The 22,469-nt window shown below is 65.5% G+C and carries 17 protein-coding genes, 2 pseudogenes and 1 riboswitch; of the genes and pseudogenes, 2 read left to right on the top strand and 17 right to left on the bottom strand.

From position 1 onward, the window contains the following. Positions 1-322: 322 nt before the first annotated feature. From ACQP2D_RS11230 to ACQP2D_RS11180, 11 genes are all read right to left on the bottom strand, one after another. Complete coding sequence (locus ACQP2D_RS11230) at positions 323-2,323, bottom strand: APC family permease (protein WP_433683652.1); 2,001 nt, start codon at positions 2,321-2,323, stop codon at positions 323-325. A gap of 177 nt (positions 2,324-2,500) precedes the next feature. Then, a complete protein-coding gene (locus ACQP2D_RS11225; protein ID WP_433683651.1) occupies positions 2,501-3,586 on the bottom strand; it encodes a winged helix DNA-binding domain-containing protein in 1,086 nt (361 codons plus the stop codon). A gap of 35 nt (positions 3,587-3,621) precedes the next feature. Continuing rightward, entirely contained in the window at positions 3,622-4,062 is a 441-nt protein-coding gene (locus ACQP2D_RS11220; RefSeq protein ID WP_433683650.1) for a carboxymuconolactone decarboxylase family protein, read from the bottom strand. Positions 4,063-4,129: 67 nt separating this feature from the next. Then, positions 4,130-5,707 carry a PstS family phosphate ABC transporter substrate-binding protein gene (locus ACQP2D_RS11215; RefSeq protein WP_433683649.1) on the bottom strand — a complete coding sequence of 526 codons (1,578 nt, stop codon included), beginning with the start codon at positions 5,705-5,707 and terminating at the stop codon, positions 4,130-4,132. A gap of 118 nt (positions 5,708-5,825) precedes the next feature. Then, positions 5,826-6,899 (bottom strand): PHP domain-containing protein, encoded by a 1,074-nt coding sequence (locus tag ACQP2D_RS11210; protein ID WP_433683648.1) that lies wholly within the window; start codon positions 6,897-6,899, stop codon positions 5,826-5,828. A 5-nt stretch (positions 6,900-6,904) separates the two neighbouring features. Further along, the gene (locus tag ACQP2D_RS11205; RefSeq protein ID WP_433683647.1) at positions 6,905-7,486 is read right to left on the bottom strand and encodes a dihydrofolate reductase family protein; all 582 of its coding nucleotides are present in this window, start codon (positions 7,484-7,486) and stop codon (positions 6,905-6,907) included. A 57-nt stretch (positions 7,487-7,543) separates the two neighbouring features. Then, positions 7,544-8,410 (bottom strand): bifunctional DNA-formamidopyrimidine glycosylase/DNA-(apurinic or apyrimidinic site) lyase, encoded by an 867-nt coding sequence (mutM, locus tag ACQP2D_RS11200; protein ID WP_433683646.1) that lies wholly within the window; start codon positions 8,408-8,410, stop codon positions 7,544-7,546. Position 8,411: 1 nt separating this feature from the next. Next, positions 8,412-9,134, bottom strand: a complete 723-nt coding sequence (gene rnc, locus ACQP2D_RS11195; RefSeq protein WP_433683645.1) for a ribonuclease III — start codon at positions 9,132-9,134, stop codon at positions 8,412-8,414. Positions 9,135-9,156: 22 nt separating this feature from the next. Further along, positions 9,157-9,339, bottom strand: a complete 183-nt coding sequence (rpmF, locus tag ACQP2D_RS11190; RefSeq protein ID WP_014987105.1) for a 50S ribosomal protein L32 — start codon at positions 9,337-9,339, stop codon at positions 9,157-9,159. 61 nt (positions 9,340-9,400) lie between these two features. Continuing rightward, positions 9,401-10,027: a YceD family protein gene (locus ACQP2D_RS11185; protein WP_433683644.1), complete on the bottom strand. Its 627-nt coding sequence runs from the start codon at positions 10,025-10,027 to the stop codon at positions 9,401-9,403. A gap of 106 nt (positions 10,028-10,133) precedes the next feature. Continuing rightward, positions 10,134-10,880 carry a DivIVA domain-containing protein gene (locus ACQP2D_RS11180; RefSeq protein WP_433683643.1) on the bottom strand — a complete coding sequence of 249 codons (747 nt, stop codon included), beginning with the start codon at positions 10,878-10,880 and terminating at the stop codon, positions 10,134-10,136. 393 nt (positions 10,881-11,273) lie between these two features. On the opposite strand from ACQP2D_RS11180, the gene ACQP2D_RS11175 reads away from it, so the two are divergent. Then, positions 11,274-11,789, top strand: coding sequence for a GtrA family protein (locus ACQP2D_RS11175; protein WP_433683642.1), 516 nt, complete (start codon positions 11,274-11,276; stop codon positions 11,787-11,789). Positions 11,790-11,857: 68 nt separating this feature from the next. On the opposite strand, the gene coaD is transcribed toward ACQP2D_RS11175, so the two are convergent. From coaD to ACQP2D_RS11160, 3 genes are read right to left on the bottom strand one after another with little or no spacing between them, the layout of a single operon-like run. Continuing rightward, on the bottom strand, positions 11,858-12,343 hold the full coding sequence (gene coaD / locus ACQP2D_RS11170) for a pantetheine-phosphate adenylyltransferase (protein ID WP_433683641.1): 486 nt from the start codon (positions 12,341-12,343) through the stop codon (positions 11,858-11,860). Positions 12,344-12,397: 54 nt separating this feature from the next. Beyond that, positions 12,398-12,958 (bottom strand): 16S rRNA (guanine(966)-N(2))-methyltransferase RsmD, encoded by a 561-nt coding sequence (rsmD, locus tag ACQP2D_RS11165; RefSeq protein WP_433683640.1) that lies wholly within the window; start codon positions 12,956-12,958, stop codon positions 12,398-12,400. Continuing rightward, positions 12,955-16,359 (bottom strand): pyruvate carboxylase, encoded by a 3,405-nt coding sequence (locus tag ACQP2D_RS11160; protein WP_433683639.1) that lies wholly within the window; start codon positions 16,357-16,359, stop codon positions 12,955-12,957. Before ACQP2D_RS11160 ends, rsmD begins: the two co-directional genes overlap by 4 nt. Positions 16,360-16,879: 520 nt before the next feature. Next, positions 16,880-17,105: riboswitch (cobalamin riboswitch) on the top strand. A 160-nt stretch (positions 17,106-17,265) separates the two neighbouring features. On the opposite strand from ACQP2D_RS11160, the gene metE reads away from it, so the two are divergent. Further along, positions 17,266-19,530, top strand: a complete 2,265-nt coding sequence (metE, locus tag ACQP2D_RS11155; RefSeq protein WP_433683638.1) for a 5-methyltetrahydropteroyltriglutamate--homocysteine S-methyltransferase — start codon at positions 17,266-17,268, stop codon at positions 19,528-19,530. Positions 19,531-19,918: 388 nt separating this feature from the next. On the opposite strand, the gene ACQP2D_RS11150 is transcribed toward metE, so the two are convergent. From ACQP2D_RS11150 to prpB, 3 genes and pseudogenes are all read right to left on the bottom strand, one after another. Beyond that, positions 19,919-20,305, bottom strand: coding sequence for a nuclear transport factor 2 family protein (locus tag ACQP2D_RS11150; RefSeq protein WP_433683637.1), 387 nt, complete (start codon positions 20,303-20,305; stop codon positions 19,919-19,921). Positions 20,306-20,420: 115 nt separating this feature from the next. Then, positions 20,421-21,546, bottom strand: a pseudogene (locus ACQP2D_RS11145) (bifunctional 2-methylcitrate synthase/citrate synthase). 2 nt (positions 21,547-21,548) lie between these two features. Next, positions 21,549-22,456: pseudogene (gene prpB, locus ACQP2D_RS11140) on the bottom strand (methylisocitrate lyase). Positions 22,457-22,469 lie beyond the last annotated feature (13 nt).

Below are 22,469 nucleotides of genomic sequence, written 5' to 3'. Positions count from 1 at the left end.
TGACCATCCTTCCAGGGACAACCTTGTGCACATCCACCCAGCGACTCGGTGCGCTGGGCGCCGAACAAGCTGGCCGCCGCGGCGGAGGTGGAGACAAAGCCTGCACCGCCGTCCTTCAGGGCTCGGTTGGCCTGGTCACACCGATCGGCGTGAACAGGGGGGCCGCACCAAGACGTACCTCATCGCGACCCCTTCAAACCACGCAGTTGGTACGAAATCTTACATAGTGAGATTTCAGACCGCGCTGACCGCCCTCGAAATCAAGGGGCCTTGCACGGTCTCGACATATATCGAAATGGTAGCGCGGCCGGAAGGCATCGGGTCAGCGTACGACCGTATCCGCGATGCCGCGCCGGACCTCGCCGGGGCTGTGCTCGGTGCGCGGCACGGCTCGGGCGGCCGAGGAACGAAGCTGCCAGGGCACACTGGTCACCATCACGCCCGGCTCGAAGAGCAGGCGGGCCTTCAACCGCAGTGAGCTCTGGTTGTGCAGCAGGTTCTCCCACCAGTGCCCGACCACATACTCGGGGATGAAGATGCTGATCACGTCGCGCGGTTGGGATTTGCGCATCCGCTTGATGTAATCGATGACCGGACGGGTGATTTCGCGATACGGCGATTCGATCACCTTGAGCGGTATGGCGACATCGTGGCGTTCCCAATCCTGGTGCAGCTGACGGGTATCGGCGTCATCGACGTTGACGGTGATCGCCGTGATGGTGTCCGGCCTGGTGGCGCGCGCGAACTGAACTGCGCGCCGAGTTGCCTTGTGCCAGCCCGATACCAATACCAGGGCGTGCACCCGGGCCGGCAGGGTCTCCGACTCGTCATCGACATCGAGTTCGGCACGCACGGCGGTGTAGTGGCGATGGATCGAATACATCAGCACCACCAGGATCGGCATCGCGAAGACGACCAGGTATGCGCCGTGGGAGAACTTGGTGATCATGACGACGACCAGCACGACGCCGGTGAAGCAGGCGCCGAACGCGTTGATCAGGCGTCCGCGATGGATGCGCAACTTCTCCGACGATGTTGTCGCGGTGGCCAGTTCGCGGTTCCAGTGCCGGACCATACCGGCCTGACACAGTGTGAACGAGGTGAAGACGCCGACAATATAGAGCTGGATCAGGCGGGTCGCCGAACCGTCGAAGGCGTAGATGAGCACGCCCGCGATGACCGCGAGCAGGATGATGCCATTGGAGAAGGCCAGGCGGTCTCCGCGGGTGTGCAACTGCCGCGGCATGTACCTGTGTTGCGCCAGAATCGAATTCAGCAGTGGGAAGCCGTTGTAGGCGGTGTTCGCCGCGAGGATCAGGATCAGTGCGGTCGTCACCATCAGGAAGTAGAACGGAATACTGTTGCCGCCGAATACCGCCGCGGCGATCTGCGCGATCACGGTGCGTTGCGGATCGGTATTGCAGTCGCCCGGAAATCCGACAAGATCGCAGGTGTTTTCGGCAACCCTGGTGTGGGTGATCATCGCGAGTACGGTGACACCACCGAACATGGCGATCGAGATGACACCCATCGCGGTCATCGTGCGGGCGGCGTTGAGCGCCTTGGGCTTACGAAATGCGGGTACCCCGTTGGAGATGGCCTCCGCGCCGGTCAGCGCCGTACAGCCGGACGAAAAGGCGCGCAGGACAAGGAAGGCCAACCCGGCCGCGCCGAGTCCGAATTGTTCGGCGTGGATTTCGTAGTGCGCGCTCTCGGCGACCGGCGTGCGCCCGAGCGCGGTCTGGCCGAGTCCGACGACAACCATGACCATGACCCCGACCACGAACGCATAGGTCGGCACCGCGAACGCCCGCCCGGATTCCCGCACCCCGCGCAGATTCATCGCGGTCAGAAAGGCGATGAATCCGATATTGATCGCGACCCGGTGCGCATTCAGATCGGGCACCGCGGAAATGATGTTGTCCACGCCTGCGGCAACCGACACCGCCACCGTCATCACGTAGTCGACAAGCAATGCCGCGGCAACCACCAGGCCCGGCACCGCGCCCAGATTCTTGGCGACCACCTCATAGGAACCACCGCCGGACGGGTAGGCCTGCACCACCTGGCGATAGGACAGCACGACTACGGCCAGCAGCACGATCACCGCACCGGCGACCCACGGCGCCACATGCAGATATGCCAGCCCGCCGAGGGTGAGAATGAGCAGGATTTCCTGAGTCGCATACGCCACCGAGGACAGTGGGTCGCTGGCGAAGATCGGCAGCGCGAGCCGATTCGGCAAAAGCGTTTCACCGAGCCTGTCACTCCGGAACGGTCGCCCCAGAACGAGACGTTTGACGAGGTCGATCGGTGAAGCCACGATGGGCCAGCCTAAGACCGCAGGATGGGTACGGCCGTGCCAGCAACCGTATTGATTTCGTAAAAAATCGGGAGGCGTCCCACAAAGATCTTGTCAGGGACGGCCACGTCGAGGGCCGCGAGACTCGATCGATTCGAGGAAGTCTTCAGTCGACCGACCATGCCATCGACCGACTGCTCAGGCATCGATCACCACCTTTCCGGCGGCCGCCGGCGCGATGAAGCCGAGCAGGTGCTCCGCCTCGGCGCGTACCGCGTCCTCGTCCGCGGCCGAGAGCGCATGCCATGGCTGGATGCGCACGGTATCGCCGTCCAGCGACCAGCGGCCGTGCACGAATCCGTCGACCAGATACATCGGCACACCGGCCGAAGCCACCTTGGCGATCCGGTTGCGGTCCTCGTCACCGATCACCCGTCGGCGGTCCCTGTGGCCGAGCAGCGCGTTATCGAAGGCGGGCAGAAAGCGCACGGGCACTTCGAGATTCCCGTCCGCCAGTGGTGCGCCGGGCAGGTCGAAGAGCTCCTTGCCGAACTCATCGCGAAAGACGCGCAGGCGCGGGCGCAGGCCGTCCATCACCCCGGCCAGTTTGGTGACACCGGCCCATGCCTGCACATCGGCCACGCTCGCCGGACCGAAGGCCGCCAGATAGCGCAGGATCAGCGTCTCGGGTTGCGCCTCGGCCATGGGTGCGCCGATCCACTCCTCGGCGATATTGATCGTGACGGACCGATTGCGCCACGCACCCCAGGCCCCCGTGTCCGGACCGTGCACCATCGGAACCATCGCCTCCACCGACTCCGCCAGTCTGCGGGTGTGACGATCCGGAAAGCGTTCGGCGAGTAGCTTTCCCAGCTGCGCACGCGACATTTCCCGACCGGACAACAGCTCCCGGCCCGCAGCGGCGAGCTCGTCGAGATCGATGCCCTCGATCTCGTCGCGGTAGTACGGGGCCTGCAGGACCGCATGTACCATCGGCCGCACGGTCGGGCGCAACCAGCGGAAGTCCTCGGCGTCGGCGAGATGGACGGTGCGACGGATCATGGTGGAGCGCACCAGCTTTCGATCGCGCAGCAGTGCGACGAGATCGCCGTGCCGGAACCCGTTCAGCCGCGTCCACAGCCCGACATACGGCCAGTTCGGCTCCTGCCCCTGCACGGCGACCAGATGCCGGACGAGTTCGAACGGGGTCAGCTCGACCCGTTCCACCAGCATCTGGCGCACCAGCAGTGTGCGGTTGAGCTGCCGCCGCGATAGTTCCGTCATGGCGCCCATTCTGGCTTGCGCCACCGACAAAATGATCAGACGGCTGCGGGCTGCATGCGCAGCGGCACGCCGATCCGGTTCCACAGGTTGATCATCGCGGTGACCGCGACCAGACCGGCCCGCGCACCCTCATCGAAGTTCTTCTCGACCTCGGCCCAGATCTCATCGCCGACCCCGTGCTCGCCCAGCGTCGTGACCGCCTCGGCGTAGGCGAGCGCGGCCCGTTCGGCCTCGGTGAATTTCACCGATTCGCGCCAGGCATTGAGGTAATAGATCCGCTGTTCGGTCTCCCCCGCCATCCGCGCGTCGGTGGTGTGCATATCGATGCAGAACAGACAGCCGTTGATCTGGGAGACGCGAATCTTGACCAGTTCCCGCACGACCGGGTCCAGCGGTCCGCGGCGGATGGCTTGTTCGGCGGCGAACCAGGCCTGATAGATCTCCGGTGCCACCTCGGCGAGCTGCATGCGTGACATATAGGTCGTCCTCTCTCGATATCGCTTACCAGAGCTAGACGAGATGGCCGCCGAATGTGTGACAACGTCACGAGGTCGGCAGACAGCGACCGCGATCCGGCAGCTCACCGCACGGCTCATTGCCGTGCTCGCGCAGCACATCCTTACCCGTGAGATCGGTGAGGAAGTGCAGGAAGCTCGCGCCGAGCGAATCGCCGGGGAGTTCGCCATAGCTGTAGGCGTATTCGACGCCCCAGAACGGGTAGGTGCGGTTGACGGCGGCATCGCGGTCGGCGGTCACGCCGCCGATGGCCAGGGTCTTGGCACCGGATTTCACCGCCTCGGAGAACTCGCTGTAGCCGATGGCGCCCGGAATGTCGCTGACCGCCTTCTGCATATCCTTGGTGACCTGCACATCGCAATATTTGGCCGCCGGAGGCAACGAATCCTTGATCGCGACACAGCTCACATGCGGGCGATCCGGCTGTGGACCACCGAGTACCCTGCGCTCCAACGTATTTCGGGTGCCAGATCCCGGTATCCGATTGACCAGCACGACGGCCAGGTCGGGACCGCCGAGTTCACGCCAGTTGGTGATCCGGCCCTGGTACAGATCCTGGATCTGCGCCACGGTCAGACCGGTGATGCCGACGTCCTTGTGCACTATCACGGTGAACAGCGACAGCGCGAGCGGACGATCCAGCAGCGGTTGATAGCCGTCACCCTTCGGGCCGTCGCTGATCGCCAGCAGATCGTGATCGGCCTTACCCTCCTCGGCGAGCCGGTCCAGGCCGCGTTCGGTGCCCTCGAATCCGAAGGCGAATTCCGCTCCGGTGCAGCGCTTCCCGTACGTTGCCGCCGCATCTCGAATGACGGGTTCGAAGGCCGAAGAGCCGACCAGCGTGAGTTTGCCAGCGGCGCAATCCAATGGCGTCGGATCGGGCTCCACCGCGGATACGACCAGCTGGACGACGATCACCGCGACCAGAAAGGCCACGAGTGCCACTATCACTCGCGAAATACCGGTGCGACTCTGGGTTTCGATGATCCGCCCACCCTTGATGCCACCGCGCAGCACCGGCGCCGGATACTCCCCCGCACCCTCCGAGCGCTGCAGGATCGCCAGGATCTTGTAGTGATCGGCGCGATTCAGCGGCACTCTCGGCAGATCAATGGCACCGATATGCCCGACCGTATCCTCGCGGACCGCGATGCCCGAATCGCGGTCCAGCGAATCGGCCAGCCCCGGATCGCTGAGCTCGGTCACCGCCATACCGATGACCCGGCGCTGCGGAAAGTTCAGATGCAAGCCGACCCGGCCCGCCTCGGGCGCCTGGTAGTCGTGCGTGTCGATCGGTGTCGCACCACTGTTTTCGATGCGGACCAGCACCACCGACAGATCCTTCAGCGGCGGACTCACCCCATCGTGTTCCGGACGCAACTGGGGCAGCACCCCCGGAAAGACCGATTCGATCTCACCGGTGACCGGCGTATCCATCTGCACGCGATAGCCGAGTTCCTTGCGTCCGACGAAGACGAACTCCCAAAGGAAGGCGATGATCGGCACCACGATACCGATGAGCGCAAGCACGATTTCGATCGGAAATCCGCCCACCAGTGCAGCCACCCCCAAGAGATCTATATGCCAACCATTTTCGGGCGTCATCCGGCCTGATCCCGAATACCGCACGATTGTTCGGCAACAGTTAACTCGGCGGCCAACCCGGCCGCACGATCAGGTGTCGGCTATCTCGATGCGCCAGCGCCGACTGTCGCGGCCGCGATCAAACCAGGTCCGCGGTCGCCGACTCCGTCCATGCCAGCAGCTTCTCCACCGGCCAAGTATTGATAACCCGTTCCGCCGCAACCCCATTCGCGACGGCCCGCTCGCAACCATATCCCTGCCAATCCAATTGGCCGGGAGCGTGCGCATCGGTGTCGATCGAGAAATAGCACCCCATCTCATCGGCCAGCCGCAGCAACCGCGACGGTGGGTCGAGACGTTCCGGACGGCTGTTGATCTCCACGGCGGTGCCGTAACTCCGGCACGCCTCGAAGACCACCTCGGCATCGAAAGTCGACTCCGGCCGCGTACCCCGCTCGCCCGTGATCAATCGACCGGTGCAATGCCCGAGCACATCCACATTCGGATTCGCGACCGCGTACACCATCCGCTTGGTCATGGTCTCGCTATCGGCGCGCAGATGCGAATGTACGCTGGCGACAACGATATCCAGCTCGGCGAGCAGATCTCCCCGCTGATCCAGGGTTCCGTCATCGAGGATGTCCACCTCGATCCCGGTGAGGATTCGAAACGGCGCCATCCGCTCGTTCAGCTCCGCGACCACATCCAGCTGCCGCCGCAATCGGTCGGCGGAAAGTCCGTTCGCGACGGTGAGTCGCGGCGAATGATCGGTCAGCGCACAGTATTCGTGGCCGAGCGCGGCGGCGACGCCCATCATCTCCGCGATCGGACTGCCGCCATCGGACCAATCGGAATGCGTATGCAGATCACCGCGCAACTGAGCCCGCAGCGACTTCCCCGGTGCGCCGATCGGCTGCGCGGCCTTGCGCAATTCGGTCAGATACTCCGGTACCGCACCGGAATACGCCTGTTCGATGACGGCGGCGGTCTTCGGCCCGATGCCCGCGAGCTCGCGCCAGCTGCGCGCCGCGCGATGGGTCGCGCGCTCGTCCTCGGGCATGCCCGCCACGATATCGGCGGCGCGCCGGTAGGCCTTCACCCGATGTGATTGCGCCCGTCCACGTTCGAGCCAGAAGCCGATCTCGCGCAGCGCCTCCACCGGACCCGGACCATTGCCCGGATCCGGCACGACGACCGAATCGTCTTGCACCACAGCGGTTATCGAATCCTGCTGTACTTGACGAAGGCCACCCCGTCCTCGAATACCCGGCTGGTGATCACCCGGAACCTGGCCGCCTCCGGCAGTCGCGAACAGGAACCGAACAGCGAACGGCCACGGCCGAGTACAACCGGATACAGCTTCAGGAAGATCTGATCGATCTCCGGCAGCAACACCTGCGCCAGTTCCCCGCCGCCGCAGAGCCAGATCCCGAGTCCGTTTTCCCGCTTCAGCTCTTGCACCTTCGTCAGCGGATCGGCCGAGATCAGCTCGACCGAAGGATCCGGGCTCTCCGGCAGTGTCGTCGACACCACGAACTGGCGCAGATGCGCATACGGGCTCGAGGTCCCGGTGCGAACACCGAAATCATGGGTCTTGCGACCCATCAGCACGGTGTCGAAGTAGCGGTTGCGCTTATCGATGCCGAGGGCCTCCCGGACCTTCGTCGGCAAGGTCTCGGGGTACTGCGCGGTGATCGCCGGGCCGTGATCGCCACCGACCGGAAAGAAGTCGACCGACCCTTCCTCGGTAGCGATGAACCCATCGATAGTCGAAGCGACGTAATAGGTGAGTTTGCGCATTTGTCCTTCCTCCACGGCCGGTCTGGTTTCCGAACCGCCTAGAAGAACGGTAGCTCGCTAATGCGACCGGCGGCGGGCCTTCGGCTGGCAGCGCGGGCAGGAGTAGGAGGAACGATTCATGAACTTCTCCCGCAGGATGGGCGCACCACAGCGGCGACAGGGTTCGTCTTCGCGGCCGTAAACCGCGAGCGCGCGTTCGAAGTAGCCCGATTGGCCGTTGACATTGACATACAGCGCGTCGAACGAGGTGCCACCCGCGGCAAGCGCCTCCCCCATCACGGCGCCGACCTCGGTGAGCAGGGTGCGCACGGCGGGCCTCGTCAAGCCGGACGCCAGCCGATTGCCGTGGATTTTCGCCCGCCACAACGATTCGTCGGCGTAGATATTGCCGACACCGGAGATCACTGTCTGGTCCAGCAGGACGCGCTTGATCTCGGTCCGTTTGGCGCGCAGCGCGGCCACCACGACTTCGCCGTCATAGCGCGGATCGAGCGGATCCCGCGCGATATGTGCGACCGGCTCGGGCACCAAGGTGCCGTCCACCTCGACCAATGGCGCGAGCGCCCACCCACCGAAGGTGCGCTGGTCGACGAAGCGCAACTGGCCACCGTCGTCGAGGGTCGCCAGGATATGCGCGTGCTTCTCCACGGGAGCATCGGCAGGCTGCACCAGCATCTGCCCGCTCATCCCGAGATGGACCACCAGCGAGGTGTCGGGTTCGTCGAAGGTGAGCCACAGGTATTTGCCACGACGCTCGGCAGCCGCGACCCGCAGACCCTTCATCCGAGCCGTGAGATCGTCGGCGCCTTCCAGATGGCGGCGCACCGATCTGGGATGGGTCACCGTGACGGATTCGATGACCCTCCCGACGACATGTTCGGCGAGTCCGCGCCGGACGACCTCGACCTCGGGAAGTTCGGGCACGTCAGACTTCGTCGGTCAGCGACTGATAGGCGGCGCCCGCGGCCTTCTGCTCGGCTTCCTTCTTGGAGCGGCCGATGCCCTGACCGTACGGACGACCGCCGATCACGGTGGTCGCGGTGAATTCCTTGTCGTGGTCGGGACCTGTCGAGGTGATCTCGTAGCTGGGCACACCGAGACCGCGCTCGGCGGTGAGCTCCTGCAGACTGGTTTTCCAGTCGAGTCCCGCGCCCATTCTGGGGCCGCGCTCGAGCAGGTCGGCGAACAGCCGCAGCACCACTTCACGCGCGACATCGATACCGTGCTCGAGATGCACCGCGCCGAGCAGTGACTCCATGCCATCGGCGAGAATGCTCGGCTTGTCCCGGCCGCCGGTGAGCTCTTCGCCCTTACCGAGCAGCAGGTGCACGCCGAGCCCGCCTTCGCCGAGCCCGCGCGCCACCTCGGCGAGCGCGTGCATATTCACCACGCTCGCCCGCAGCTTGGCCAGTTCGCCCTCGGACTTGTCCGGGTGCTCGTGGTAGAGCCGCTCGGTGATGCTCAGGCCGAGGACCGAGTCGCCTAGGAATTCCAGACGCTCGTTGGTCGGCAGCCCGCCGTTCTCGTATGCGTACGACCGGTGCGTCAGCGCCAGCCGCAGCAGATCGGCCCGCACGTCGACGCCGAGCGCCGCGAGTAGGCTCGCATGTTCACCGGACGGGCCGGGTTCGTCCTTGCTGGCGGTCACGTCGATACGACAGGTCGAACGATCAGACAGCAGCGGTGACCTGGCGGCCCTTGTAGGTGCCGCAGGAGGGGCACGCGATGTGCGGCAGGGTCTTCTCGCCGCAGGCGCGGTTCGGGCACGTGATCAGGGTCGGCGCGGTGGCCTTCCACTGGCTGCGCCGCGACCTGGTGTTGGAACGGGACATCCGGCGCTTGGGAACGGCCACGACTACTTCTCCTCTTGTCCTATTGCTCGCCAGTTAGGCAGCACGGTCTTACTGGTCTGGTCTAAACGTCTGGGTCGGCACCCGCATCGGGGCTGCCATTGCCGGGCGACTCGGTGGCGAACTTCGCCAATCCGGCCCAGCGAGGGTCAAGTATCTCATGCCGGTGGTCGGAACCCGCAATCGCCATCCGGACACCACATTCCGGACACAGACCCGCACAGTCCGGAGCGCACAGCGGCTGCAGCGGCAGCTCCAGGCCGATCTGGTCCGTGATCACCTGTTCCAGGTCGATCTTGTCGTCCACCATGCGGTAGATCTCGTCGTCCTCGGTGGTCTGCTCGGTGGTGCTGTCCGGATAGGCGAACAGTTCGGTGAGGTGGATCTCCACCGCGCCGGTGAACGGTTCGAGGCAGCGCGAGCACTCCCCCTCCGTCGGCGCGGCGACCGCCCCGGTGACGAGCACACCTTCGGATACCGCCTGCAACCGCAGATCGAGGTCCACCTCGGCGCCCGCCGGAATGGCGATCAGATCCAGCCCGATCCGCTCATCGGCGGTGACCACCCGGTGCAGCTCTTTCATCGTGCCGGGGCGACGGCCCAGGCTGATGACATCCAGCACGAAACCCGCGTCCGGCATACGGTGCGAGGCCGTACGATGACGCGACGCGGAACCGGAACCGGCGGACATCACGAACTCACTTCACATTCGAGGGGAGATGGGCAACCACTCCACAATACGCGAGAGCACGGTGTCCGCCCAAACCGTCTGAGTCATGCCGAATCGGCCCTGGATATCAGCGGCGATAGTCGGCCGCGTAGTCCGGAGCGCCAGCACCGGAACGCAATTGATGACGCCCGCCGCGGACGGTCCGCAGGGTGGCGTTGAGGTTCTCTTCGAAGTCGGCGAGCCTGCTGTCGACATAGTGATCACACTCGTCGCGCAGCCGATCGACCTCTTCATGCGCCCCATCGATGAGCCGGGCCGATTCGGCGTGGGCGGCACGCACCACCTCGGTCTGCGTGACCAGTCGATCACGCTCGGCCTCACCCTCGGCGACCGAGCGGCCATAGGAGGCCTTGCCCGCCTCGATCATCCGCTCGGATTCGACGCGCGCCCGGCCGGTGACGGCCTCGAATTCGGCATTGCCGTCGGCGACAATGCGGTCGGCCTCGGTCTGGGCGGTGTTGACGAGATGATCGGCGTGCGCGCTGGCCTCGGCCACCATCCGGTCGGCGTGCGCCTTGGCGTCGGCGAGAATCCGGTCGGCCTCCTCGCGGGCCGATCCGACGGTCTGCTCCGCCTGTTCGTTCGCGGTGGTCACCGTGGTCTCGGCGGCGGAACGGGCATCGGAGACGATCTTGTCGCGATGATCGAGCACGTCCTGGGCGTCGTCGAGTTCACCGGGCAGCGCATCGCGCACATCGTCGAGCAGTTCGAGCACATCGCCGCGCGGCACGATGCAGCTGCGGGTCGGCGGGATGCCGCGCGCTTCCTCGACAATGGCGACCAGCTCGTCGAGTGCTTCGAATACGCGATACATGCTCTTACCCCACTCTCCTGCAGACCTACGGCGAAATTTCCGCCGAGGCCCAGTGTGCCCCTCGTCACGGCTCGTGCCGAGTCATCCATCGGTGTGTCGTGCGGGTGTCTCGTACGCCACAAAAACAAGTGGAGGATCCGTCTCCACTTGGTGTTACATTTATCCAGAAGGTCAGAGCAAGATCTTCTTAAGTGGATCGCAGGCCCCGACCGGGACTGTGGGGATAGAGGAGGCCAACCGGGCGGATTCCTTCACTTCGATGATTGACTCGTTCTGATTGTTCAGTACATACTGAACATGCAATACGTGAGGAACGTCTCGAAAGTCGGTGGGAAGGTTGCGATGACCATCGCGGTTATCCGTACCGAAGGCTCGTGTGGGATCGGAAAGACAATGACCGTACTGGAACTACCGCGGACGGCGGCACTGCCGACGAGCAGTTTGTACACGCCGTGGGCGGGGCCGTACCCGGTCCTGCGTATTGCGACGGCGGTTCGGTTCGCGCAGCTCATGCAGTACCTGCGTGGCGATCGGGCACTCGCCCAGTTGATCCGCTTCGCCCTGGTCGGCGGTTCCAGCAATGTTGCCTATGTGCTGTTGTTCTTCGCGATGCACGGCGTCGGCCCACTGGTCGCCAATATCGCCGGCTCGATCGTGAGCACCGTGATCGCCAATGAACTGCACCGTCAGCTCACCTTCCACGCGGCGGGCCGGGTCGGCTGGTTCACCGCACAGTGGGAGGGCGGCGGGCTCGCGCTGGTCGGGCTCGGCATCACCACCGCCGCGCTGGCCGCGCTCGAGGTGTGGACCCCCGGCATGGGCGATACGTTCCAGGCCACTGCCATCCTCGCCATTACCGCCGCGGTCGGCGGCATGCGCTTCCTCGCCCTGCGCGGCCTGGTCTTCTGACAATTCGTCCAACAGCCGACACGAATCCGCCCCGGTTCCTCGGAACCGGGGCGGATTTCGTTGCTGGGTCAGCCTTTCCGTTCTGCCAGGCGATCGAGCAGGCGTTTGTGAACGGCGGGCGGGAGCATATCGGTGACATCACCGCCGTAGGCCGCCACCTCCTTGACCAGTGAGCTGGACAGGTAGCTGAAGGCCGGGTTGGTGGCGATGAAGAAGGTGTCCACGCCGGAGAGCTTCTTGTTCATCTGGGCCATCTGCAGTTCGTAGCCGAAATCGGTGGCATCGCGCAGACCCTTGACGATCGCGGTGAGGCCCTCCTGCTTGGCGAAATCGACGAGCAGGCCCTGCCAGGACTCCACCCGCACATTGGGCAGGTGCGCGGTGGCCTCGCGCAGCATCTCCATGCGCTCCTCGACGCTGAACATGCCCTGCTTCTTGGGATTGACGCTGACGGTCACCACGACCTCGTCGAACTGCGCCGCAGCCCGGGCGAAGACGTCGATATGTCCATTGGTCACCGGGTCGAACGAGCCCGGGCACATCGCTCCTGCCATGGACAGACGGTATCAGGAGCTGCGATGGCCACCTCGGATGCCGCGACGACGGAGTTACTCCGGGGCGAATTCGGCTAGTTCGATGCGGGTTTCGCCATATTTGCGTGGCTTCGCCGGGATATAGCCTGCGGGCCAGACGATCTCGGGTGAGCGGCTGGATCGCTCCACGGCGATGAATGCGCCGGGCGCCAGCCAGCCGTGCTCGACCAAGGCGCGCAGGTCCGCGGTAACCGCCGCGGTGTCCACGTCGTAGGGCGGATCGGAGAAGACCACGTCGTAGGCCCCCGCACCGCCACCGGCCAGGACGCTGGCGACGGCCCCGATGCGGAGTTCGGCGCCGGGCAGCCCGAGATCGGCGATATTGCCGCGCACGATCGCCGCGGCCTTGCGATCGGATTCGATGAGCAGGGCACTGGTGGCGCCGCGCGAGAGCGCCTCCAGACCGAGCGCGCCGGATCCGGCGTACAGGTCCAGCACCCGAACGCCGTCGAAATCGATGCGGGCGTCGAGCGCGCTGAACAGCGCCTCGCGCACCCGATCGGAGGTGGGCCGGGTACCGGCGGGCGGGACGCGCAGTCGCCGCCCGCCCGCGGTGCCCGCGACGATTCGGGTCATTCGGCCGCGGACTCGCGCACGGTCAGTTCGACCAGCAGGTCACCACCTTCGACCTGCTGCACCTTGCCGATCGCGACCCGGCCGACGATGCCGGCGCGTGGTGCGGTGATCGCGGCCTCCATCTTCATCGCCTCGATGGTGCCGATGATGTCGCCCGCCGCGATCGAATCGCCTTCGGACACAGCCAAAGTGACCACACCGGCGAAGGGCGCGGCGATGTGGCCCGCGTTGTTCTTATCCGCCTTCTCCGCGGCCGGGATATCGCTGGCGACGGAGCGGTCGCGCACCGCGACCGGGCGCAGCTGGCCGTTCATGATGCACATGACCGTGCGCATACCGCGCTCGTCGGGTTCGGAGATGGCCTCCAAGCCGATCAGCAGGGTGACACCCTTCTCCAGTTGCACGCGGTGTTCCTCACCGCGGCGCAGACCGTAGAAGAACTGGTTGGCCGACAGGCCCATGGTGTCGCCGTACTTCTCCCGGTGAGCGTTGAATTCGGCTGTCGGGGCGGGGAAGAGCAGCCGGTTGAGGGTGGCGCGGCGCTGTTCGGAGGTTCCGTTGAGTCCGGCTTCGTCCTCGGCGGTCAGCGGCGTCTCCGGTTTGGCCGGACCGCGCCCGGCCAGTGCGCGACTGCGGAACGGTTCGGGCCAGCCACCGGCCGGGGTACCGAGTTCGCCACGCAGGAAACCGACTACCGAATCCGGGATGTCGTAGCGGCCCGGATCGGCGGCGAAACTCTCGATGTCGACACCGGTGCCGACCAGTGCGAGTGCGAGGTCGCCGACCACCTTCGAGGACGGGGTGACCTTGACCAAGCGGCCCAGCAGTCGGTCCGCCGCGGCGTATTTCGCCTCGACCTCTTCGAAACGGTCACCGAGACCGAGCGCGATGGCCTGCTGACGCAGATTCGACAGCTGACCACCGGGGATTTCGTGGGTGTATACCCGCCCGGTCGGCGCGGGCAGCCCGGATTCGAAGGGCGCGTACACCTTTCGCAGCGCCTCCCAGTACGGCTCCAGATCGCACACGTTCTGCAGGTTCAGGCCGGTATCGAATTCACTGTGCGCCGCCGCCGCGACGATCGCGGAAAGCGCAGGCTGGCTGGTGGTTCCGGCCATTGCGGCGCTCGCGCCGTCGACCGCGTCGGCACCGGCGTGCCAGGCGGCCAGATAGGTCGCGAGCTGACCGCCGGGGGTGTCGTGGGTGTGCACGTGGACCGGCAGATCGAAGTTACTGCGCAGCGCGGTAACGAGTGTCGCCGCCGCGGGGGCGCGCAGCAGACCCGCCATATCCTTGATGGCGAGCACATGCGCGCCCGCGTCGACGATCTGCTCGGCCAGCTTCAGGTAGTAGTCGAGGGTGTAGAGCGTCTCGTCCGGGTTGCTCAGGTCGCCGGTGTAGCTCATCGCGACTTCCGCTACGGCCGTACCGGTTTCGCGCACCGCATCGATGGCCGGACGCATCTGGTCGACATTGTTGAGCGCGTCGAAGATGCGGAAGATGTCGATGCCGGTCGCGGTGGCCTCCGAGACGAACGCGCGCGTCACCTGCTCGGGATAGGGCGTGTAGCCGACGGTATTGCGGCCGCGCAGCAGCATCTGCAGGCAGATGTTCGGGATCGCCTCACGCAACGCCGCCAGCCGCTCCCAGGGATCCTCGTACAGGAAGCGCAGCGCCACATCGTAAGTCGCGCCGCCCCACGCCTCGATCGAGAGCAGTTCCGGTGTCAGGCGTGCGACATGTCCGGCCACCCCGAGCAGACCGTTGGTACGCACCCGCGTGGCCAACAGTGACTGGTGCGCGTCGCGGAAGGTGGTGTCGGTGAGCCCGACCGCCTTCTGCGCACGCAACGCTTGGGCGAAACCCTCGGGGCCCAGGCGCAGCAGCCGTTGCCGGGAACCGTCCGGCGGGGGCACGCTCAGATCGATGGCGGGCAGCTTATCGTGCGGGTACACCGTGGTCGGGCGCTCACCATGCGGCTTGTTCACGGTGATATCGGCCAGGTAGTTCAGGATCTTGGTGCCGCGGTCGGCCGAGCCGCGCAGGGTCAGCAGCTGCGGGCGCTCATCGATGAACGAGGTGGTGACCCGGCCCGCCTTGAAGTCCGGATCGTCGAGCACCGCCAGCAGGAACGGAATATTCGTGGTGACGCCGCGGATGCGGAACTCCGCGAGCGCGCGGCTGGCCCTGGCCACCGCCGCGGGCAGATCTCGGCCGCGGCAGGTCAGCTTGACCAGCATCGAGTCGAAGTAGGCGCCGATCTCCGCGCCCAGATTCGCGCCGCCGTCGAGGCGGATGCCCGCACCGCCCGGGGTGCGGTAGGCGGTGATACGGCCGGTATCGGGGCGGAAACCATTGGCCGGGTCCTCGGTGGTGATCCGGCACTGCAGGGCAGCACCGCGAATGGTGACCTTCTCCTGGCTCAGGCCGAGCTGTTCCAGACTCTCCCCCGCCGCGATGCGCAGCTGGGACTGCACCAGGTCGACATCGGTGATCTCCTCGGTCACCGTGTGCTCGACCTGGATACGCGGATTCATCTCGATGAAAACGTGGTTGCCGCGCTCGTCGAGCAGGAATTCGACAGTGCCAGCACAGCTATAGCCGATCTGACGGGCGAAGGCGACCGCGTCATTGCAGATGCGCTCGCGCAGAGCCGGATCCAGATTGGGCGCCGGGGCCAGCTCGATCACCTTCTGATGGCGACGCTGCACCGAACAGTCACGCTCGAACAGATGCATGACATTGCCGTGCTGGTCGGCCAAGATCTGCACCTCGATATGGCGCGGATTCACCACGGCCTGTTCCAGGAACACCGTCGGATCGCCGAACGCCGACTCCGCCTCGCGAGAGGCGGCCTCGATCGAATCGCGCAACTGCGCCGGATCCGCGACCCGCCGCATACCACGACCACCACCGCCCGCGACCGCCTTGACGAAGATCGGGTACTCCAGCTCCCGCGCCGCGGCCAGCAGCTCCTCGACATCGGCCGACGGCGCGCTCGAACGCAGCACCGGCAGCCCGGCCGCCTTGGCCGCCTCGATCGCGCGGGCCTTATTACCCGCGAGTTCGAGTACCGCCGCGGACGGGCCGATGAAGGTAATGCCCTCGCGCGCACAAGCCGCCGCGAGGTCCGGGTTCTCCGACAGGAAGCCGTAACCCGGGTAGATCGCGTCGGCTCCGGCGGACTTGGCCGCCTCGACGATCGCCTCGATCGACAGATACGCCCGAACAGGGTGACCCTGCTCGCCGATCTGGTAAGACTCGGCGGCCTTCAACCGGTGGACCGAATTGCGATCCTCGTACGGGAATACCGCGACGGTTCCGATGCCGAGTTCGTAGGCCGCACGGAAGGCACGGATCGCGATCTCGCCGCGGTTGGCAACCAAGACTTTCGAGAACATTGACCTAAGGTACCCGGCCCGGAATGCAGCCCTGACAGGGAAGTCCCATTCGCAGGAATCTTCACAACCAAACCTAGCAGCCTTGCGAAGTTCTGTTCATGCAGCCGACACATACTGTGTTGAATTTGCCGCGCCTGCGGCGCGGCGGGTTCGCGGCCCCCTTTTGTCTCGCGTCCGAGTCGTCGAGACTCGCGACTGCGTCGCATGCGCTTCGACGACTCGGACGCGAGACGGGCCGCGAACGGTCACTCGTAAGACTCGCTTCGTGGTGGTCATCTGAGGGCGGGCAGTTCGGCGCTGGAGGTATGCCTGGCCAGCGGTTGAGACTCGCCTGCGGCGCATGCGCTTCGACGACTGGGACGCGAGACGGGCCGCGAATGTCGCTCGTCAGACTCGCTCCGCGGTGGTCGGCTGGGCAGTACGCATCATGATCACAGGTACCCCATCGAACCCGGTTGCGCGCCCGCCTATGCTGGGTGTTGCAGCTGGTTCGCCGTGCGCAGACGAGATGGAGCCCCGACGTCGCGTCAACGGAGTCGAGTTCGCCCGCCGAAATATCGGTGTGCGGACGAGAGGGAACCCGGTGAGAATCCGGGACTGTCCCGCAGCGGTATGCAGGAACGACCGCCGTCATCAGCACTGGGCAACCACCCGGGAAGCGACGGCCAGTAGGTGAGCCCCGTAAGGGGTCGGCCAGAAGGCCCGTGCCCGCAAGTCCGAAGACCTGCCAGCCGTGTCGGATACGCCGTATCCGACGGCCACCGCCTCGTGGATTGGGCGCGCGGACCACCAGTGCTACCTGTCGGGCTCCATGGTTGGTTTTCCAGTCGTTGGATTTCCGGCACGTCACTTGGTCTCCGTGAGCTCGTAGGGCGATGGTCTTCGATCTCGGCACTGGAGAAATTCGTGACTGTTTCGCATAACCCGTTCACCGCAACGGTTCTCGGTCTCCCGCGGGTGGGGCCGCACCGTGAGCTCAAGCGCGCCACCGAGTCCTACTGGGCCGGGCGCATCGACGCCGAGCAATTGCACGCGATCGCACGCGACCTGCGGCGCAACCAGCTGACCGAATTGCATTCGGCCGGACTCGACGCCATTCCGGTCGGCACCTTCTCCTATTACGACCAGGTGCTCGATACCGCTGTCCTGCTCGGAGCGCTGCCGCCCCGGGTGGCCGGAATCGCCGATCCGCTGGATCGCTATTTCGCCGCCGCGCGCGGCACCGATACGGTCGAGCCGCTGGAAATGACCAAATGGTTCGATACCAACTACCACTATCTGGTGCCCGAGATCGGCCCGGAGACCACCTTCTCGCTGCACCCGTCGAAGGTGCTGGATGAACTGCGGGATGCGCTCGCACTCGGGGTGCCCGCGCGGCCGGTGGTGGTCGGCCCGATCACCTTCCTGAAGCTGGCGAAGGCAACCGGAGGCACCGCACTGGATCGCCTCGACGAGTTGGTACCGCTCTACCGTGAGCTGCTGCGACTGCTGGCCGTCGCGGGCGCGGAATGGGTGCAATTCGATGAGCCGGTGGTGGTCACCGATCTGACCGCCGACGAGATCGACCTGCTACAGCGCACCTATGCCGAACTGTCGGCCGCGGCGGATCGTCCGGCGCTGCTTGTGGCCACCTATTTCGGCAGTCCCGGCCCGGCCTCGACCGCCCTGTCCGAGACCGAAATCGAAGGCATCGCAGTGGATTTCACCACTGCTACCGATCTCTCCGAGGTGGCTGGAGCACCAGCGCTCGCGAACAAGCTGCTGGTCGCCGGCGTGGTCGACGGCCGAAATGTCTGGCGGGCCGACTTGGATCGGGCCCTGGCGACACTCGGCACACTGCTGGGTTGCGCGAAATCCGTTGCGGTGTCGAGTTCCTGCTCACTGCTGCACGTGCCCTATGCGCTGGCGCCCGAAACCGGCCTCGACGAGCGGTTGCGCTCGTGGCTGGCATTCGGTGCGGAGAAGGTCGCCGAGGTGCGTTCGCTCGCGACCGCACTGAGCGCGGGGCCCGAGGCGATCACCGCCGAATTGGCCGCCGCCCGTTCGGCCCTCGACACCAGGCGCACAGATCCGAGGCTGGACAATCCGCAGGTCCGGGCGCGCTTGGCGGCCCTCGGTCCGGATGCCACCCGGCGGGCCCCCGCGACGCAGCGACGGGCGCTGCAGGCCGAACGGCTGCGGCTGCCGTCATTGCCGACCACGACGATCGGTTCGTACCCGCAGACCTCGGCGATCCGGCTGGCGCGGGCGGCACTGCGCAAGGGCGAGATCGATGCGGCCGAGTACGTGCGACAAATGCGCTCGCAGATCGCCGATGTCATTGCGCTACAGGAGAAATTGGGACTCGACGTGCTGGTGCACGGCGAGCCGGAACGCAATGACATGGTGCAGTACTTCGCCGAACAGCTCGACGGATTCGCCGCCACCGAAGCGGGCTGGGTGCAGTCCTACGGCACCCGCTGCGTGCGGCCGCCGATCCTGTTCGGCGATGTGGCCCGACCCGCGCCGATGACCGTCGACTGGATCGGCTACGCGCAATCGCTCACCGATAAGCCGGTCAAGGGCATGCTCACCGGTCCAGTGACGATTCTGGCCTGGTCGTTCGTGCGCGACGATCAGCCATTGGCGGATTCGGCACGCCAGGTGGCATTGGCGATCCGGGACGAGACGATCGATCTGCAGGCCGCCGGCATTCGAATCATTCAGGTCGACGAGCCCGCACTGCGGGAGTTGTTGCCGTTGCGGGCGGCCGACCAGGGCGAGTACCTGGAGTGGTCGGTCGGGGCGTTCCGGTTGGCAACCTCAGGGGTATCGGATGCCACCCAGATCCACACCCATCTGTGCTATTCGGAGTTCGGCGAGGTCATCGATGCGATCGCCGGACTGGATGCCGATGTGACCTCGATCGAGGCGGCGCGTTCGCATATGGAAGTGCTCGACGACCTCAACGCACGTGGCTTCGATCTCGGCGTCGGACCCGGTGTGTACGACATTCACTCGCCCCGGGTGCCGAGTGTGGAGGAGATCACCGCTTCGCTGCGCGCGGCGTTGAAAGCCGTTCCCGCCGAACGACTCTGGGTCAATCCGGACTGCGGGCTGAAGACCCGCGGGCCGGTCGAGGTCGAGGCGTCCCTGCGCAATCTGGTCGCCGCCGCGGCCGCGGTGCGCTGAATATCTCGGCATAGCTGAACAGCGCCCGCCCTCCCCGTGCGCGAGGAGGGCGGGCGTATCGGCCACGGTCGCGGTCGACCGCGACCACCCGCACTATCAACGAAATACCCTAGGTATCAATGTGATTCGGCCCCAGGAAACGGCCGCAACCGACGGCGGGGCGGATACCTGTCACAAACCTCACCATTGCGCACAATCGGCCGCATCCGCGACCGAGCGCCCAATCCCCGTCGCCAACCCGTATGACATCCCGAGCAACGATCCATAGGTAACCCCTCCTCATACGTCGCCATCAGATATCACCCCCGATGCACTGTTCGACGCACGCCCGACCGGTTTGGTTCCCGATTCCCCAAAGATCTTCCAGAGCGGACACCCGGCGGGGCCGCTACTCGGATGCGTCGTCGGCGCCGAAGGCTCGGTTGATGGCGGCCATATCGAAGTAGTCGCGCCAGGCGGTGATGGCGCCGTCGGCGACTTCGAAGACACCCATTACCGGCAGCGGGGTGTCTTTGCCGAGGCCGCGCAGGGTGTCGGTGCGCTCGTTCATGACGATATTGCCGGTGGCGACCTGGTGATGGATATCGAAGTCGATGGATTCGAAGGTGCTGAGGAATCCGGCGATGAACTCGCGGATGGCGGCGCGGCCGTGGATCGGCTCCATCGGAATGTTGTGGTAGACGGCGTCTTCGGCGAAGAAGGCGCTGATCTGGTCCGGGTCGGGATCGGCCCAGCTGCGGCACATGGCGGTGACGATATCGTCGGGACTCGGCATACGGTTCGCTCGCTTCCTTGCGCCGATGCGATGGGCACATCGGTCGATTCGATCTCACCGATTACACCAAACAATCGCTTGGTCGAGGAGAGCTTCGGCGCGATCATCCGTCGAGTCAGTGCGCCGCCCCCGAGGCCAGCAGTTCGCGCTGCGGCACCCCGACGTATTCCGACAGCGGACGGATAAGGGCATTGGCGGCGGACTGCTCGATAATGTGGGCGGTCCACCCGGTAATGCGACTCATCACGAAGATGGGCGTGAACATGTCGATGTCGAAGCCCATCAGGTAATAGGCGGGACCGGCGGGGAAGTCGAGATTGGGCTGGATGCCGGTGGCCGCGGCCATGGCCTGCTCCAATGCGGTATACATGCGCAGCCAGCGCTGGTCGCCGGTCACCTCGGCCACTCGAGCAAGGGCATCGCGCATTGTCGGCACCCGCGAGTCGCCGTTCTTATAGACGCGATGCCCGAACCCCATCACCTTCTGTCCAGCGGATAGCTTGCCGCGCAACCACTCCGCGGCGCTCGGGCTCACCGATCTCCAGCATCATGTGCATGACGGCCTCATTGGCACCACCGTGCAGTGGACCCTCGAGCGCGCCGATCGCCGCGGTGATCGCGCTGTACATATCCGAGCGAGTCGAAGTGACCACCCGCGCGACGAACGTGGATGCGTTGAAACTGTGCTCCGCGTAGAGGATCAGCGAAATCTCGAAGGCGCGCACGATGCGCGGATCCGGCACCTTGCCGAAGCACATATTCAGGAAGTTCTCCGCGAAGCCCAGCTGTGCGTGTGGCGCAATAGGATCCAGCCCACGGCGGCGGCGCATATCAGCGGCGATCACCGTGGGCAGCGCCGCGGTCAGTCGCAACGACTTCGCCAGGAGCGCCCGATCATCTTGCGCGGCATCGAGATCCGGATCCTGTGCACCGAGATAGCCGACCACCGTCCGGACCACATCCATCGGATGACAGTTGTCCGGCAGCTTCTCGATCAGCGACAGGATCGACCGATCCACGCGCCGCTGTGCCCGTTCCCGCTGGCACAGCAGTTGGAGCTGGGCGGCATCGGGCAGTTCGCCGTACCACAGCAGATACGCGACCTCCTCGAAACCGCAGTGCCGCGCCAGATCCTGCACCGCATAGCCGCGATAGATCAGCGAATTGGTCTCGGGCACCACCTTGGAGATGCTGGTGGTATCGACCACCACCCCGGCCAAGCCCTTCTTGATATCGGTCATGGTCACTCGCTCACGGTGAAATTGAAAACTCCGGAATCGAAGTCGTTGTACTGCTGGTACTCCAATAATTCGTAGAGCCGCGCCCGGCGCTGCAGCTGCCCAACCAGCCCGGATTGCGTTCCGGTGTCGGCGATTTCACGTAGACCCCGCTCGACCGCGTACATCGCCAAGCGCAAGGTGGTTACCGGATAGATAACGGCGTTATAGCCGAGATCGGCCAGCGTGCGCGCGGACAGCAATTCCGACTTGCCGAACTCGGTCATATTCGCGAGCAACGGAATATCGACCGCCGCACGGAACTTCGCGAATTCGTCGGCATCGGCCAGCGCCTCGGTGAAGATCAGATCCGCACCGGCATCGGCATATGCCCTGGCCCGGTCGATCGCCGCGGCCAGCCCTTCGGTCCCTCGCGCATCGGTGCGCGCGCAGACGACGAAGTTCGGGTCACACCGAGCCGCGACCGCGGCGCGCAAGCGGCGAACCATCTCGGCAACCGGCACCACCGCCTTGCCGTCGAGATGACCGCAGCGCTTGGGATTCACCTGATCCTCGATATGGCAGCCAGCCAACCCGGCACCTTCCAACAGGGTCACCGTGCGCGCGGCATTCATCGGCTCGCCGAATCCGGTATCGGCATCGATCAGCACCGGCAGATCGGTCACCCGCGCGATCTGCTGGCCGCGCGCGGTCACCTCGGTGAGCGTGGTCAGCCCGATATCCGGGAGCACGAGTTCGGCCGAAACCACCGCCCGGAGACATAGACGCCCTCGAAGCCGAGCTGCTGAATCAGCTTGGCCACGAGCGGATTGAATGCCCCGGACCAGCGCTGGATCCGCCCGGAGGCCAACCCGGCACGCAGCGCCGCACGGTTATCGGCCGCACTCGTCGCAGCGGCCAGCGGTCCGGTCACCGCGACCGCCGCC

It is taken from the genome of Nocardia sp. CA-119907, from assembly GCF_050955995.1.
Taxonomy (GTDB): Bacteria; Actinomycetota; Actinomycetes; order Mycobacteriales; family Mycobacteriaceae; genus Nocardia.
The sequence above is the reverse complement of the archived record's forward strand: the minus strand, read 5'-3'. Positions and strand labels throughout refer to the sequence as shown.